Below are 15027 nucleotides of genomic sequence, written 5' to 3'. Positions count from 1 at the left end.
GTGGCTGTTAATAGCATCTTTGGTTTTATCACCAGCAGTATTTTTAACTTTTTGTTTTGCTTGACTCCAATTTTTAGGGTTAATTTTTAAATCGGTTGATGCGGTATAATCGAATTTTCTTCCATTCTTAAATCTAATGAGTATATTTGAATAATACTTTTGCCCTTTTACAAGGTAGTTTAGTGTTGACATATCTTTTATAGCTTAATTTTTAGTATTATAAAGATACAAAATTATCCCCACATTATCCCCACAATAGTTTTGTTTATAGATAATTCACTTAATTTCACTTACTTTTATATGTTTGACAAACTCTTTATTTATAAGGGGTGTAGAGTGATTTGCTATGATTTGGGTAAGTGAGAAAAAGTGTCTGTTGGTTCCGTCCAGACCGATTCTTAAAACCTTAACAATCTTGTAATGAGAAAGTTAAGGTTTTTTGATTTTAAAAGAAGGCAACATTATTGGCAACAATTTCAGTTTTGAGTTACTTTTCTCTTTTTTTAATGTGTTAAAAACTTTTCTTTACGTGTGTATTGTTTTGATTTTAAATAATTTGTTAGTTAACTTTAAAGCCTAAAGCTATATAAGGTTGTGAATTGTTGGAAACAGGACCACCAGCCCCATAAAAAACGGATCCTTGAAAAACTACATTTCCTTGAGTAATTGGAAAAGGAACATTTGTAAAATTAGACTTTCTTAAAACACGTCCAACGGTTTGATTTAAATTTGTATATCCAGGTAAAATGGTTCTTTTAACAGTTATATAATCGCCACTTACAACGGTAACAGGTGTAATTGTTTGGTAATCTAAAGCTGTTTGTAAAAAAGTATGAGTCCCTGAATAACTTGTTGAAGAAGAATTTGTATTGTTGATAATTTCAATAGTGTACCCTCCAGTATATGTACTTGGGTTTTGATAACCTACAGTACATATTTCACCGTTTTCATTAATTTGAATTTCATATTCATGAGTCTCTAAATCCATCCATTCGGCTAAATCGTCATAACCATTTGCAACAGAAAATGCAGTAGTAATTGCATCTGTAACATAATTATTTTCACAAACATTATTAGTTGGATCATTATCATTGTCACAACTAAACATAAAAAGGGTCATAAAAATTAGGAGTAAATTGTTTTTCATCTTGTAAATTTTTATTGCAATGTAACAAATATTACACAGCTAAACAAATAACCTTCTTTTCTTATGAGAAAGAAAAGAATTTGTAGATAAAAGGTTAAATTTTTATAAAACAACCATGAAAACCTTAACAATCTTACAAAGAGGGTGTTGAGGTTTTTGTTTTTAGAATGTGTACACATTTGTGAACACTTTTTAAATGCAGAAGGTAAATCAATTGTTGGTGTTTATAAGTTATTAGTACTCCAGATTTCAAAACACTATTTATTTTGTAATTTAATGTTTTTTGATAAATACCAATTAATCTATTTTTTCCATGTTTTTATATTTCTCTGATTTCCAAAAATCTTGATAAGAGTACATTAACTCTTTTGACATTTCCATCCATTTTACACGTCCTGTTCTAATGGCTTTTCTCAATTTACTAAATCTTTTTTTAGAAAGTGGTAATTTCATGTTGTTTAAATCTAATTTTTTCATGATGTTATAGTTATTTAAGTTATACAATCATTATTGTTAAAAACTCCTTAAATCACTTTTAAGCCTTCAAAAGAAAAGACTTAAAATTGTGTTTTTTTATAAAATTATACTTTTGGTTATGGTGTAATTAAACACTAAAAAGTTATGTGGAGTTTAAAAAAAACAGGCTTTGGCAGATGTTTAATATAACATATTTTTTTCAGAATAGCAAATTTTAAACACTATAGATAATTAATTATTTAGACTATATTCAAATTTGTTTGAATGCTGTAATAAACTTTATATTATGCTTGTTGTATTTGTGTTAGTAATAATAAGAGTTTGTTATTCTCTTATTCCGAATAAATTTCACTATTAGGATTAAAGGCTAACCAAGCAAAATCAAAATGATTACTATGCGGTATTATTTGTAATTGTTTTCCTTCAAAGCAATACCCTGTAATATCCCATTTTGATTTGGTCTTGGTATCAATAAATATCCCTTTTTTCTTTTTAAAGGTTAAATGCACTCCATCCAAAACAGCATTAAAACAGTTACTGAGCCAATATTTTTTGACTTTGAAATGTCATTTTTATCTAAAATAGAAATAGCTCCAGAATTATAAAATAGCACGACTTTACTTGTTTTAAAAGTATCATTAATAACACCTTTCTTAGCTACACTGCTAAAACTATAAATTTTATAGTTCCCGTTATTTTCAATGTCCACAATTCTCTCCATAGCTGGTAAGCGTTTGTCAACTTTAGCTGTGTCAAAAAAGCGTTTTAAAGGGGCAGTTCTTCCGTGAAAAGTAGTTATAATTTGTGAAAAACACTTACTTTAGGTATTAATGTTTGGTTTTAAGAAGTGCTATATACCTTGTGAAAATTTATTCTTTTTGTTGCATTAAGTTATTGAATTCAGGTTTATGCTCCAGAATTTGATGTAACATAGCAATCGTTTTTTTGTTGGTTTTATGTTAACGTATATTCTCTTATAGATACAGGTTTATAAATTAGAGGATTATATTAAAAATTTAGTACTGTAATGTCGTTTTTTCATAATTATAAGATATTTGTTTTTAGTTAAACAGTCTTAAAAGAATGTTTGAGTAAATGTAGTAACTCCATTTTATAGTGTGTATACATTTGGGTATACATTTGCTCAGAATGTTTTAAAATTATTGATGGTATGTGGGTTTAAACTTACTGATTCTAATTTAATTTTTAATTAAAAAGTTGGTTGTCAATGTTAGTGAGCCAATCCAACCTTCCCCCACCTGTTTACCACTTGTAATTGCATTTATTTCTCTGCCAATTCCTAAAGTTAGACCGGTACTCCATTTCTCTGATAATTTATATAAATAACCAGCATTTATCCATGGCTGAATCACAAGATTATAAGTGGTACCGCTTTTGGGAGTTGAAGTATTTAGTTCATCTTTCCAATCTGTCCACATGTTCCAACCATCAACAGTAAATCCAGCTATAAAATTTCCTTTTCGGTAAGGAAAATATTTTACCAAACCAATACTTCCTCCAAAACCTTTTACAATTTCCTCATCGTTTAATCCACTAAAATCTTGCCGATTTGCAAAATTACCACCTATTCTGAAACGTAATGCTATATTATTTTTAATGAATATATTTGAAGTAATTGTTGGCATATAGCCTACTGGATATAGTTGTAATTCAGTACCAAACTCTATATTACCAACTGCTATATCTTTTTCATTTTGTGCGAATGACGGCAATGAAAGTAACAGCAAATAAAATAGAATGATTATTTTTTTAAATATCATAAATCAGCTTATATTTTATATTAAAAATTAACTATTTTTTTATGAAAAAATTATTGGGCACGAAAAGATTGTTTACCGTACCTCAATAACCTATCTGTGTTATGAAAACCTGTTTTAATTGCTTTTAAACTTTCATCTGTATTTACAAATAATAATGAAGGATAGCCGCGAACTCCGTATTTTTTAATCAGTTTTTGTCCCTCTAGTGTTTCACCATCAATAGCAATATTTACGAAATTAGTATTGAAATATGCACCTACTTTTTCATTGTTAAAAGTGGTTTTTTTCATTCTTTGGCAAGGACCACACCATGTAGCATAGATATCTAAGAAAATTAATTTATTTTGTTTTTTTGCTTCTTTAATAGCTTCTTTCCATGAACGCTCAGTAAACTGGATACCATTTGGATTGGTTAATTCTTTTTCATTTTTAAAATTATAAAATCCAAAAATTAAAAGTAAAGTGATACCGAGTGCTATAACTATTTTCATTATAATAGATTTGTTAAATTATTCTTGATTCAAAAATTAATATCAATTTTGTGCTTATTGCACACTTATAAATAGACTCATAAATTTATAAGCCTATACACTATTTTATTTGGGTAAATTATTTAAAATATCTTCAATGGATGCTCTAACTTTATAATTTGGGTTAAATTGTTTGTAAACAATTTTCCCATTTGTATTTATTATATAAGTTGCCGGAACAGGTAATACAGCATTATTGGTAGCATTGGTTTTAGCAATAGAAGCATTTAATTTCTCTAAAATCATTTTTTGATATTCATTGGTAACATTATAATTAACATCAAATGCTTTCATAATACTTCCATCAATATCAGAAATAATTGTAAAATTTGCATTTGTTTTATCTCTCGTCTTGTCTACATTTTCATAACTTTCAGAAGAAATGGCAATTAGTTTTGCACCTCTGTTTTCTATTTCTTTAGCTCTAACTGCAAATTCCGATAAGTGTTTATTACAAACCGGACACCAATAACCACGATAAAAAATAATAACAAGGGGTTGATTTTTATAAAAATCTTTTAATTTCACTATTTCATTTTCATCAGTTGTCATTGTAATTTGAGGTGCTAAAGAGCCAACTTTTAACCCTTTTGGAAGGTATTCGGAATTCATTCCGAAAACAGCATAATCTATATTTTTAGCTGTTTCAAGAGGTTTAATTGTTTTAACTTCTTTAATCTCTTTATTGTTTTTACAAGCTAATAACGAGATAAATAGTACGGATAAAATTATTATTTTTTTCATTTTAAATATTTATTTTAATTAGACGAACTAGAACTAAAGACATGACAGTGGTTATTTTTTTATTATAAATATCTATCTGCCCAAGTTGCAATAATTTTTCCAACATATTTAGAATCTTTTTTATTAGTTAATAAATGATCGGCACCGTTTAATGATATAAAACTTTTAGGGTGTCTTGCGGCAGCATAAATCTCAGCAGCATTTTCAATTCCAACTATGGTATCTTGAGGGGAATGTAAAATTAAAAGTGAATCTCTAAATTTTTTCAATGCCCTATGAATATTTTTGGATTTAATATCTTCCATAAATTGTTTTTTAATCGTGAAATTTCTTCCTCCGATAGAAACTATTGCTTTACCTGAAGCATTTATTTCTGCAACACTATTTTTAAAAATATGAGAAACATGTGTAGGGCAAGCAGGTGCGCCAATAGTAGCTATTGCTTTGATGGACGGTATGTTAATAGAAGCATACAATACTGCGGCACCTCCTAAAGAATGACCAATTAGTAGTGATGGTGCTTTATAATTGAGTTTTAAAAATTGAGCTGCACTATATAAATCCTCAATATTAGAGGAGAAATTAGTGTTTTCAAAATCTCCTTCACTTTCACCTAAACCTGTAAAATCAAAACGCAAAACAGCTATATTTTTTTCAGTGAGTGTTCTACCAATTGTTCGCACTGCTGTTAAATTTTTATTGCAAGTAAAACAATGTGCAAAAAGCGCATAAGCTTTGGGTTCATTCTCTGGTAATTCCAATCTTGCAACTAAGCGTATTCCACTAGCATTTTTAAATGTTATTTTTTTGGTAATCATATGTAATTTATTATTTACTTAAAAGGTTATATGATATTGCAAATGCAATTACAGAAGTTATAATTCCAATCATAAAAATGGAATAAGTCCAGCGAAGAATTTTGTATTTTTTATCTAAAACCTGACCTAAAAAATATAAATCTTTGGTCATAGATGCATACAAATAATCTTTATCATTCATAACCACGTTTAAAGCGGCTTCAAATTCATTTAATTTCATTTTATGAAAATTTCCAAAAAATAATAAATTTACTTTTTTGTTGTCAACATCTTCTTTGGTAAACTTTCCAGATGTTACACTTGGTCTTGTTGCCAAAACCGATAAAACCATGGAAATAACACTAAACAATACAAAAATAATAGTTGGATAAATTAGAAAAAAGTTATTTGGATTATCAAATTTTGGAATTAAATTGGACAATGCCATAGAAATAATAATAGCATTTACCGACAGTAAGATATTGGCTTTTGTATCAGCAATATCACTTAATGTGATATGATTTTTTAAGGTAACTCTAAATAATGTATCAATACTTCTTTCAGAACGTTTGCTTGAAATTTCTTTTTCTTTGGCTTTTTTTATTGCTTTTTTTAACTCCTTTTTTATTGAAATTAAATTTTCATTTTTAGCTATATCCCAATTTAAATTGGCATATTTTGTGTAATATTTATGATTTTTAAAAACTTTAATATTTTCCTTCATCCATTCTTGATTGGAATAGGTTCCGCAACCAATATTTTCAAATTCGGTTTTTAGTTGATTTGAAATTTTAGGGTAGTTTTTTGACGCAAAATGTGCAAAATCAGCATCGCAAAGAATTTCTTGAAGCAAGGTAGAAGGTGTTTCATTTAGTTTTGTAGCATTAATACAATCTGAAATTTGTTCTATTTTAAACGATTCATAACCTTCCGTAGTTAGAAAATCGGTTGCAATTTTAATACTGTGGTCTTCGTGTTGTTTCTTACCAACAGTATAACCTATATCATGAAACCACCCAGCAAGTAAAACAATTTCTTTTTCATCATCGGTAAGGTTTTCAATTTGAATGATTTCATTTATTTTAGAAACTACAAATTGCGTATGATGAAAAGTATGATAAACATATTCGCTGCTCAAGTTTTTATTTAAACTATTTAATACAAAGCTTTCTGCTTTTTGAAGGATTGAATTCATAACTATTAATTTTGTAGTTGATTTTTATTTTTTAATGCTAATTCTAATTGATTAAGTTTAGTATTCCATGCTTTTGAAATTTTTTTAAAAATAGTTACATTTATAAATGAACCTATTGTTGTTAATTCTAAAAATAAACTCACTTTAACATTTGTTCTATTCTCCTCAATTTTATGAAGTTTTATGAAATATGAAAAGTTTTTAGTAAATCGCAGATCTTTGGTACTTTCTCCATACATAAAATCGTTTGAAGATGAATCAGTGATAGTTTCAAATTTTAAATTACCTATATTAAGTACACAATTATGCTCGGTTCCTATTCTATTAATTTTATTTTCATCAAACTCCAATTTTTTAATTTCCTTATCCCATAAATGGCGATATTTTAATTCACTTATAAATGCGTAAATATCTTGAATATTAAAGTCAATTGTCCGCTCAATTTCAAGTGTAGGAATACTTTTTTCAGTAGTGTAAATGGTGTTATTTTTAAATTCTAATTGTACTTTTTTTTGAATACTTTCAAGATTTTTATAAAAATAAGAAATGTCTAATAAATCATACATTTCACTTGATTTTACCCAAGTTTTATCAATTTCATTTTTATACAATTCATAGGTGTCATTTGTAAATAAAACATATTCGTTTACGGGCACCTTATTTTTTAATAATCGATGTATTTTAATTACCTCACGACCATAAGGCTTTATAAATGTTTTGACTTTTATAAATGCCAATTCGCCATAATGAACTATAAATTTAAGTTCTAAATTTGTGGTTGTTCTACACGAACCACAATTACAAATTCGTTTCGTTTCATAGTTTTTTGTATGTTTATGAAATTGCTCCAGCATGGTGGTGGTTTGGTTTAAAAGCGCGGCATAACTAGGTGTTTTAGACGTAAACATAAATAATGCATCGCCTTCAATTTCAACCAATTCCAATGCTAAAGAGTTGTTATCTATTAACAGTTCAAGTAATTCAGAAATAATATGAATACTGTGCTCCAATTCAGTGTTATTTACAAATTTTGTAAAACCACTAATATCAGGCATAAAATAAAGTGCTTTTTGCATAATTTCTATTATTTTCTAGGTGAAATAAATAAGGATACATTAAATAGCAAACCGCTTTTTAACGTATTCTCAAAAATAATATCCTTTTTTGAACGGTTCGAATTTGTTACATTATAAGTTAAATTTTTCTGAAAACCAATTTCAGAAGCAGCCCAAAGCCAACCAACTAATTTTTTTTCAATTCTTGAAGAAAACTGAATTGCAGAACGGTGTAAATGAATATTTGAGTATTGTGTTAACTCAGGTTTCAAGTTATTCAGTTTATAAGAGGCTCCATCAATTTCAATTTTATTCAACCAATTTAAACTTTTATTGTGAATGTATCTCGATTTTATAAATAATGGCAAAAGAGCTTCTATTCCCCATTTTTTATTAAAGTTTTTATTGATGGCTATAATTGGTAAAATAAGCGGATTACCAAAACGATAATTATAACTCAAACCAAGTGCATACGAAAAATTATCATTTACTTTCCAACCTAAAGCTGGTGCAATAGAAAATTTTAAATAATCTGTTAAATTACCACTTGCATGACTGCTGTAGTCTCCGTTAAAATCTGTGCTAGCTCTTAAAATCCAAAACTTTTTAGATTTTGTAGGTTTAATAATGGTAACATTAGCGCCAATACTTTTCAAAGCTTTATCTTCTAAACTTCTGTAAAACGGATTTGAATTCTCACTTAAATTTTTAAAATGATATTCTTCAAAGGTGTATTTTAAACCTCCTAAAATATTTAAATAAGGTTTATTTATAATAGGAATTTTTAGTTTAGCTTCAATATGACTGTTGTTCTTTATCGTGTTTTTAGAGTCACCAAATAGACCTGTTTTATCATGAGTTTCAATAGAAATATTGGGCATTGTTTGATATTCAAAAGAAACACCTTTTCCTATAGGAATTCCTTTAAGTGCTGGAATACAATATTCATTAGATGCATCAGTTGTATTATCAGTTTGAGCCTGCAGCTCATAATTAATAAGAAAAAGAAAACCAACAACAATAATTTTCAGATTGATTTTTTTCATAATAAATAGTTGAATTTCAATATATTGGCTTTTCCTTTTCTAGCTTCATTTGAAATATAGAAATTACCTTCTTCATCAAAATTGATACCTTCTGGTTGCTGAAAATGTGAATAATTGAGACTATAAATTTTTTGTAATTTTCCTTCTGAAGTAAATTCTGCTAACATTTTCCCTACTGAAGAAAGGACGTAAATATTTTTTGAAATAGGATGAATTGCAATTCCACTTGGTGAAAATGGTTTTTTAAAATTGTATTTTGCTTTTACTATTTTCTGTTGAATGGTTAAAAAAGGATTCTTGTTTAAGCGTTTATTCTTCAACAAAAATTCATAAACAAACCTTGATTCATTTTTAGTTTCTGAATTTCCCTTGCAAGCAACTAATAACTGGTTTTTTGATGCATCTAAAAATAAACCTTCTGCATTGTCTTTTTTAGTTAAAAAAGTGCTGTGTTTTACAGTTTTAGGACTATCCATAAAATTTTGAACTTCAAAAATAGTTCCATCAGATCGAAGTACAAATGCAGTGCTATCTTTTATGGCAAGATCTTCATAATCCCCTTTTTTGTGAAAGAAAATGGTTTGTTCAATATTTTTGGTATTTAAATCATAAATGAATAAATTACCTTCTTCATCATTCACACAAATTGCCTTTTGCCCATTCAGAATAACAATTCCTGATATTTCTTTAAGTTGTTTTGGTAATTTCCAAACCTTGGTAGGCTGACTTAAATTATAAATGGTGCATTCATCAAAATTCTCTTTCAATTGTTTTTGACAAGAAATGAATAATAATGTTAAAGCAAAAAATGAATTATTTAAATTCATATTTCCTTCTTGTAAAATAAGAATGCAATAATAATAAATCCAATACCTGTTAGTGCAGGAGGAACTATTTTTGCAGAAATACTAATAATAATCATTGTAATTGCAATGATGATAAGTGCTATTAATAAACCATTTTTCATTGTGATAATTTTTTAATTAACTTGTTAAAATTTAAATCTTTTCTGGATATAACTCACTATAAGTAACCATTTTATTTGGTCCTAAACGATGTAAAATATGTTTCCGTTGAATTTCAGAAGGATTAGAAATACCAGCTGCAACTAACATCTCTGTAAAACTGTGAATTATTTTTTTATGGTAGTTAGCTACACGTATGTACTTATCATTTACATCTAATCCTTTCATTAAACTTTTATTTTGAGTTGCTACACCAACAGGACATTTATTGGTGTTGCATTGCAAAGCTTGAATGCAGCCAATAGCCATCATCATTGCTCTTGCACTGTTAATTCCATCAGCTCCTAAAGCATGTAAACGCATCATATGAAAAGCCGAAAACACTTTACCAGATGCAATTACTTTGATTTCGTTTTTTAAATTGTACTTTTTTAAAGTATCAACTACAAATGACAATCCCTCTCGCAATGGTAATCCTATTGAGTTTGAAAATTCTACTGGAGCAGCACCTGTTCCACCTTCTCCACCATCTACAGTAATAAAATCGGGGAAAATAGATGTTTTCTGCATGGCATCACATAATTCACTAAATTCTTCTTTACTTCCAACACATAATTTAAATCCGATTGGTTTTCCATTAGAAAGTTCTCTTAACTGTTGAATGAAATGCATTAATCCTTCAGCGTTTTCAAATGCGTTGTGAGAAGGTGGGGAATGGACATCTGTAAAAGGTTTTACATCTCTTATTTTTGCAATTTCTTCTGTATTTTTTGCTGCGGGTAAAATACCTCCATGACCTGGTTTTGCACCTTGCGAAAGTTTAATTTCAATCATTTTAACATTTTCTATCAACGCTCTTTTTTTAAAAGTATCTAGGCAAAAGTTACCATCTGTTGTTCTACAGCCAAAATAACCTGTACCAACTTGCCAAATTAAATCACCGCCACCTTCTAAATGATACGGACTAATACCGCCTTCTCCAGTATTATGAGCAAACCCACCTAATTTAGCACCTTTATTTAAAGCGAGTACAGCATTTTGACTAAGTGCACCAAAACTCATTGCTGAAATATTTAAAATACTTGAATTATAAGGTTGTTTACAATCTTTTCCTCCAATTGTTATTCGGGGGTTCTGATCTACTTCATTCTGCTTTTTTGGATACATAGAGTGAGCTATGCACTCATATCCAGCTTTATACACATTAGCTTTTGTTCCAAACGGTGTGGTTTCATTTTCATTTTTAGCCCTTGAATAAATAAGCGATCTAAATATTCTATTCACAGGAGTTCCTTCCATATCAGTTTCTACAAAATATTGTTGAATTTCTGGACGAAAAGATTCTAATAAATATCTAAAATGACCAATTACAGGAAAGTTCTTTTTAATTGCATGTTTATTTTGAAATATATCAAAAATACCTATTAAAATTATTGGAATAAAAAGGACTAAACTCCATAAAATGGGTTGCCAAATAAATCCAAATAGTAGGATAAATGATAGCATTAAAATAGCTGTTGTGATAAAAATTTCTCTTGGTTTCATGTTGTTTTAAATGATTGGTTACTATGATTGTTTCTAATATGTTATTCTATTTTTTTAAAATGAAATTAATGCTATAGAGTAGACTTCTTAAGTGATGTTTCCTGACACTTTTAATTTACAAACCAAAACCTAGACCAAACATAAAACGTCCACCATCATCAGAACTGAAATAAGAAGTTTGAAGCGTAAATAACCCTGCTCCATTCACAAAAATACCACCACCTACAGAAGAATGCCACTTGTTTGAGTTGTTGTTACTCAACCAAACTCGTCCATAATCATACCCACCAAACACGCCAAATTTTGCAGGAACCAAACCAGCATTAAATTTGAATACATTCAACCTTAAATCTGTATTTTGATAATAGGAACTTTTCCCTGAAAATCGTTCGTTTCTAAAACCTCTTAAACCTTCTTTTCCTCCAATATTAGATGCTTGGTAAAATTCATATTTTGAATTTGAAATTATATTTCCTTTCCAAAGTGTTGAAAGTGTTAAAATTTCATTTCCTATAATAGGATAATTTAATTGTAAAGAAGGACTTACATACGCATAATTTTGTTTGCTTTGCTCTAAATTTGTTGTCCAACCAGCAGCAAGGTTAAATTCAATTCCTAGCGTTGAAAATGCATGGTTATTTTTGTTTAAAAAACTATAGGTTGTTTCAATTCCTATAAATTTTTTAGCGTTTAATTCTTCAGAAGAAAACAATTGTTCCACAAACCGGTTATTATTATCATTTGGTTTTATATATTGAAAAGGAACACTTATATTCCACAAGCTACCAATGCTGCCACGTTTGATAAGAGATAATTTTACTTGAAACTGTTCTAGCCTTGTCCTGTAATATTCAATATCTAAATCATCTTCCAAATTAACCGTTTCATTCCCAAACCCGAAAAAGTTTTGGCTAAAAGCTGGAGTTGTGTACATAGTTTCAAGTCCTAAATTGAAGTTGCCAATTATTTTAGAAAATTCACCTTTGTAACTCACTTCAAAACCGTTGGTTGCTGTAAAATATTTAAGTCCAACGCTGTGTTTTTGTGAAAATGGATTGTTTTCAAAGCCAAACTTCGTAAAATGAGCTAAGGTTCCAATTCGTAAACCATCATCTGGATTGTAACCAATAGACGGTAAAATTTGGCGAAGATGATGTTTAAATTTATGATGATTAAAATTATGGATATCATAATCATCTGTTAAAGTCCGTTTTACATATTCTCCTTCAAAAATGCTTTTGTTGCTTTTATAATCATAAATTTTAATTTTAGACGAATTTTCAATGGTATAAGTATCTTTATTTTGACCGCCAATAATCAGAATTTTAATGGTTGCTTTACCCAAACCATTAACAATAAAATGGTCTTTATCATTCAAGCCATATAACCAAATTTCTTTAGTGATTTCTGGCGAAAATATCTTTTCATACACGATGTCATTATCACTTTTATTCTTTTTATTACGAATTACTTTGATACGTGTATCTCCATTTTCCAACCGTGTAATTTCAAAAGTATCATCTTTATTTGTTCCAATAATAATGGCATTTTTATTTAAAATCGTAAAATATTCCTTGGCCCAAGAAATAATATGACTTCTTCTTTTCTTTAAATTTGATTTAATGCTCTCTATGTTTTCATCTTTCAATTGCGAAGGGAAATTTGCAAATGCTTTTTCAATTTCAGCATCGGTTAAATGTTGTTCTAAAAAATTTGCTTCTGCAATCCATTCTTTTAAACTAGACTGATTGATGAGCATCATATCGGTTTTATAAATAACTTGGTTGAAGGTTTTTACATTTTTAATATTACTACCAAACGATTGCATTAAGCGAAGCGCAGGAATTAAATTTGTAGTTGCCTGTGTTAAAAAGCCATCAAATTTTGGAAATGCCTGGTCTCTATCTCTTGGAATTGGAGCATAAGTAATTGTTCCATCAGCGTTTTTAAAAGTTGCCCAACGGTATTGATCTTCGTGTCTGTCCCAATCACCTAGCCACATATCAAACAAGCGAGTTTTTATATATTGGCTGTGATCTATTTGATATTTTTCATCCTTCATTAAATGGTTCATTACTTCATCTGTTGAAACAATATCATCTGGATTTCCAAATGAAGCCAAATGCTTAAAATCTTTCGTTGACCTCTCTTCAAATAAAAATAAATCATTACCAATTATTGCATTGTAATGTTGTAAAGCAGGTTGTTTTGGTACGTAAAATATCTCTGAATTGCTATGGTAAACGCCAACAATATCAGATAAGTTTCCTGTAACTAATGCGGCAAAAGGGTAAGAGGTTGTATAAAAATCCATTAAAAAGCGTTCGGCTGCAGTATTTTTAAATTGGTCTTTCATATAATTTTCTTGAAAGGCTTTTACTTGAATAAATTGAGTAGCACTTTTTCTCAACCGTCTCATCACATATTCTTTGCCTACTTTATCTTCCAAACGAAGGGAAACAGATTGGTTTCCTCCTCCCAATTTAATGGGCGTCAATCCTCCGTAAAGCGTATCGAGATTAACAACTTGATATTCAAATTTTTTAAGATATAAATCCTTGTAATGATGTTCTTTCTTATTTTTGGAAGCTTTAGCATTAGTATAAATAGCTGCTTTTACAGTTGGAGTTGAAGGAAATTTAAACGTGTTTTTTGAGTTTGCTGCTTTTGAATTTGCACGAATGATTCTAGAATTTATGAATTGGTTTTTAGCATTAAAAAAAGAAACTTGTTGTTTATCCGTTTGGATATTTAAAATGGCATAACCTAAGCTTGCATATTCAAAAGTAGTGGTGTCGTTTTTGAAATGCCTTACCGGATTTACTTTTGAACCTGAACCGCTAATAATTTGAGGAATATTTTTATAAACTACATATTGTAAATTATGTTCGTGACCAGAAACCACAATTACATTTTCTTTATATTCCTGTAAAATAGTAGTTATTTTATTGGATAATTCTCTGTAAAGTGGAAAGTTTAAATCGGAAGGAACTATTCCTGAAGTTCTTCTAATTATATTTATGGGAATATTTAAAATAGGCAGTCCGTATTGATTAAAAGCATATTGTCCACCGTGATTACCGTTACTGAATATGGGATGGTGCATAGCCAAAATAATGGTTTTCCCCTGATTTTTATTAACTAACGATTTGAATTCTTCAATAAATTTAGTGCGTGTTTTTATTTCACAGTTATCATTCATTTTTGGATGCTTATCCCAATCGGTGATATACCATTCAGAGTCAACGGTAATAATTATAATATTATTTAAAACTTTAAAACTGTTTAATGGACAGCCATTTTTTGGTAAAAAACTCTTTTTACCCAAGGCTTTCTCTACCATTTTTTGTTGTTCTCTTAATCCGTCAACTCCTGAATACCAATCATGATTACCAGATATAAAAAGGACTTTCCCCTTAAAAATTTGAGCAACATTAAGTTGAGCTAGCAAGGATTCTTCAGCTTCTTTTCTGTTGATAGCTGATTTTGAACTAGGCATTCCTTTTGGATAAATATTATCTCCTAAAAATAGCAATACATCTTCTTTTTTAGCCTCTTTTATTTTTTCATTTAAAGCATTCAACGCTTCCGAAGGTCTTCCTTTTTCAATGAAGCCAGCATCACCAATTAAAAAAAAATTGGTTCCTAAAACCTCAATTTTATTAGTAATTGAATTGTTTAATGGTACTTTATCATAGGTTGCGCAAGAATATGCGAAAAAGAATGTGAGAATAAATAAAAATAA

The 15027-nt window shown here is 28.9% G+C and carries 14 protein-coding genes and 1 pseudogene; all 15 read right to left on the bottom strand.

The features are described from left to right. A pseudogene (locus tag QM495_RS12760) lies at positions 1 to 192 on the bottom strand (integrase); the annotation flags it as partial. A gap of 367 nt (positions 193 to 559) precedes the next feature. Beyond that, positions 560 to 1147, bottom strand: coding sequence for a hypothetical protein (locus QM495_RS12755; RefSeq protein ID WP_408672497.1), 588 nt, complete (start codon positions 1145 to 1147; stop codon positions 560 to 562). A 297-nt stretch (positions 1148 to 1444) separates the two neighbouring features. Beyond that, on the bottom strand, positions 1445 to 1624 hold the full coding sequence (locus tag QM495_RS12750) for a hypothetical protein (RefSeq protein ID WP_408672496.1): 180 nt from the start codon (positions 1622 to 1624) through the stop codon (positions 1445 to 1447). Between the two features lie 499 nt (positions 1625 to 2123). Next, complete coding sequence (locus QM495_RS12745; RefSeq protein ID WP_408672498.1) at positions 2124 to 2423, bottom strand: DUF3179 domain-containing (seleno)protein; 300 nt, start codon at positions 2421 to 2423, stop codon at positions 2124 to 2126. A gap of 400 nt (positions 2424 to 2823) precedes the next feature. Beyond that, positions 2824 to 3405 carry a hypothetical protein gene (locus QM495_RS12740; protein ID WP_408672495.1) on the bottom strand — a complete coding sequence of 194 codons (582 nt, stop codon included), beginning with the start codon at positions 3403 to 3405 and terminating at the stop codon, positions 2824 to 2826. Positions 3406 to 3455: 50 nt separating this feature from the next. Beyond that, on the bottom strand, positions 3456 to 3896 hold the full coding sequence (locus QM495_RS12735) for a thioredoxin family protein (RefSeq protein WP_408672494.1): 441 nt from the start codon (positions 3894 to 3896) through the stop codon (positions 3456 to 3458). Positions 3897 to 4001: 105 nt separating this feature from the next. Then, complete coding sequence (locus QM495_RS12730; RefSeq protein WP_408672493.1) at positions 4002 to 4679, bottom strand: peroxiredoxin family protein; 678 nt, start codon at positions 4677 to 4679, stop codon at positions 4002 to 4004. Between the two features lie 62 nt (positions 4680 to 4741). Continuing rightward, complete coding sequence (locus tag QM495_RS12725) at positions 4742 to 5497, bottom strand: alpha/beta hydrolase family protein (protein WP_408672492.1); 756 nt, start codon at positions 5495 to 5497, stop codon at positions 4742 to 4744. Positions 5498 to 5507: 10 nt separating this feature from the next. Further along, positions 5508 to 6671 carry a Pycsar system effector family protein gene (locus tag QM495_RS12720; RefSeq protein WP_408672491.1) on the bottom strand — a complete coding sequence of 388 codons (1164 nt, stop codon included), beginning with the start codon at positions 6669 to 6671 and terminating at the stop codon, positions 5508 to 5510. A 5-nt stretch (positions 6672 to 6676) separates the two neighbouring features. After that, positions 6677 to 7747, bottom strand: a complete 1071-nt coding sequence (locus QM495_RS12715) for a DUF2652 domain-containing protein (protein ID WP_408672490.1) — start codon at positions 7745 to 7747, stop codon at positions 6677 to 6679. An 8-nt stretch (positions 7748 to 7755) separates the two neighbouring features. Beyond that, positions 7756 to 8772 (bottom strand): DUF6268 family outer membrane beta-barrel protein, encoded by a 1017-nt coding sequence (locus QM495_RS12710; RefSeq protein ID WP_408672489.1) that lies wholly within the window; start codon positions 8770 to 8772, stop codon positions 7756 to 7758. Continuing rightward, on the bottom strand, positions 8769 to 9599 hold the full coding sequence (locus tag QM495_RS12705; protein WP_408672488.1) for an SdiA-regulated domain-containing protein: 831 nt from the start codon (positions 9597 to 9599) through the stop codon (positions 8769 to 8771). The genes QM495_RS12710 and QM495_RS12705 overlap by 4 nt, the downstream gene beginning before the upstream one ends. Next, the gene (locus QM495_RS12700) at positions 9596 to 9739 is read right to left on the bottom strand and encodes a hypothetical protein (protein WP_408672487.1); all 144 of its coding nucleotides are present in this window, start codon (positions 9737 to 9739) and stop codon (positions 9596 to 9598) included. Before QM495_RS12700 ends, QM495_RS12705 begins: the two co-directional genes overlap by 4 nt. A 31-nt stretch (positions 9740 to 9770) precedes the next feature. Next, positions 9771 to 11282 carry an FMN-binding glutamate synthase family protein gene (locus tag QM495_RS12695; RefSeq protein WP_408672486.1) on the bottom strand — a complete coding sequence of 504 codons (1512 nt, stop codon included), beginning with the start codon at positions 11280 to 11282 and terminating at the stop codon, positions 9771 to 9773. A 115-nt stretch (positions 11283 to 11397) separates the two neighbouring features. Next, positions 11398 to 15027 (bottom strand): metallophosphoesterase (locus QM495_RS12690; RefSeq protein ID WP_408672485.1); only part of this gene is annotated, 3630 nt, incomplete at its 5' end.

Source organism: Lutibacter sp. (assembly GCF_046055765.1).
Lineage (GTDB): Bacteria > Bacteroidota > Bacteroidia > Flavobacteriales > Flavobacteriaceae > Lutibacter.
The sequence above is the reverse complement of the archived record's forward strand: the minus strand, read 5'-3'. Positions and strand labels throughout refer to the sequence as shown.

Bases quoted from the DNA above. Each gene is read 5' to 3' on its own strand.
- QM495_RS12705 (WP_408672488.1), bottom strand. From the start codon at position 9,599: ATGAATTTAAATAATTCATTTTTTGCTTTAACATTATTATTCATTTCT.
- QM495_RS12740 (WP_408672495.1), bottom strand. From the start codon at position 3,405: ATGATATTTAAAAAAATAATCATTCTATTTTATTTGCTGTTACTTTCA.
- QM495_RS12755 (WP_408672497.1), bottom strand. From the start codon at position 1,147: ATGAAAAACAATTTACTCCTAATTTTTATGACCCTTTTTATGTTTAGT.
- QM495_RS12720 (WP_408672491.1), bottom strand. From the start codon at position 6,671: ATGAATTCAATCCTTCAAAAAGCAGAAAGCTTTGTATTAAATAGTTTA.
- QM495_RS12710 (WP_408672489.1), bottom strand. From the start codon at position 8,772: ATGAAAAAAATCAATCTGAAAATTATTGTTGTTGGTTTTCTTTTTCTT.
- QM495_RS12735 (WP_408672494.1), bottom strand. From the start codon at position 3,896: ATGAAAATAGTTATAGCACTCGGTATCACTTTACTTTTAATTTTTGGA.
- QM495_RS12750 (WP_408672496.1), bottom strand. From the start codon at position 1,624: ATGAAAAAATTAGATTTAAACAACATGAAATTACCACTTTCTAAAAAA.
- QM495_RS12725 (WP_408672492.1), bottom strand. From the start codon at position 5,497: ATGATTACCAAAAAAATAACATTTAAAAATGCTAGTGGAATACGCTTA.
- QM495_RS12700 (WP_408672487.1), bottom strand. From the start codon at position 9,739: ATGAAAAATGGTTTATTAATAGCACTTATCATCATTGCAATTACAATG.
- QM495_RS12730 (WP_408672493.1), bottom strand. From the start codon at position 4,679: ATGAAAAAAATAATAATTTTATCCGTACTATTTATCTCGTTATTAGCT.
- QM495_RS12695 (WP_408672486.1), bottom strand. From the start codon at position 11,282: ATGAAACCAAGAGAAATTTTTATCACAACAGCTATTTTAATGCTATCA.
- QM495_RS12715 (WP_408672490.1), bottom strand. From the start codon at position 7,747: ATGCAAAAAGCACTTTATTTTATGCCTGATATTAGTGGTTTTACAAAA.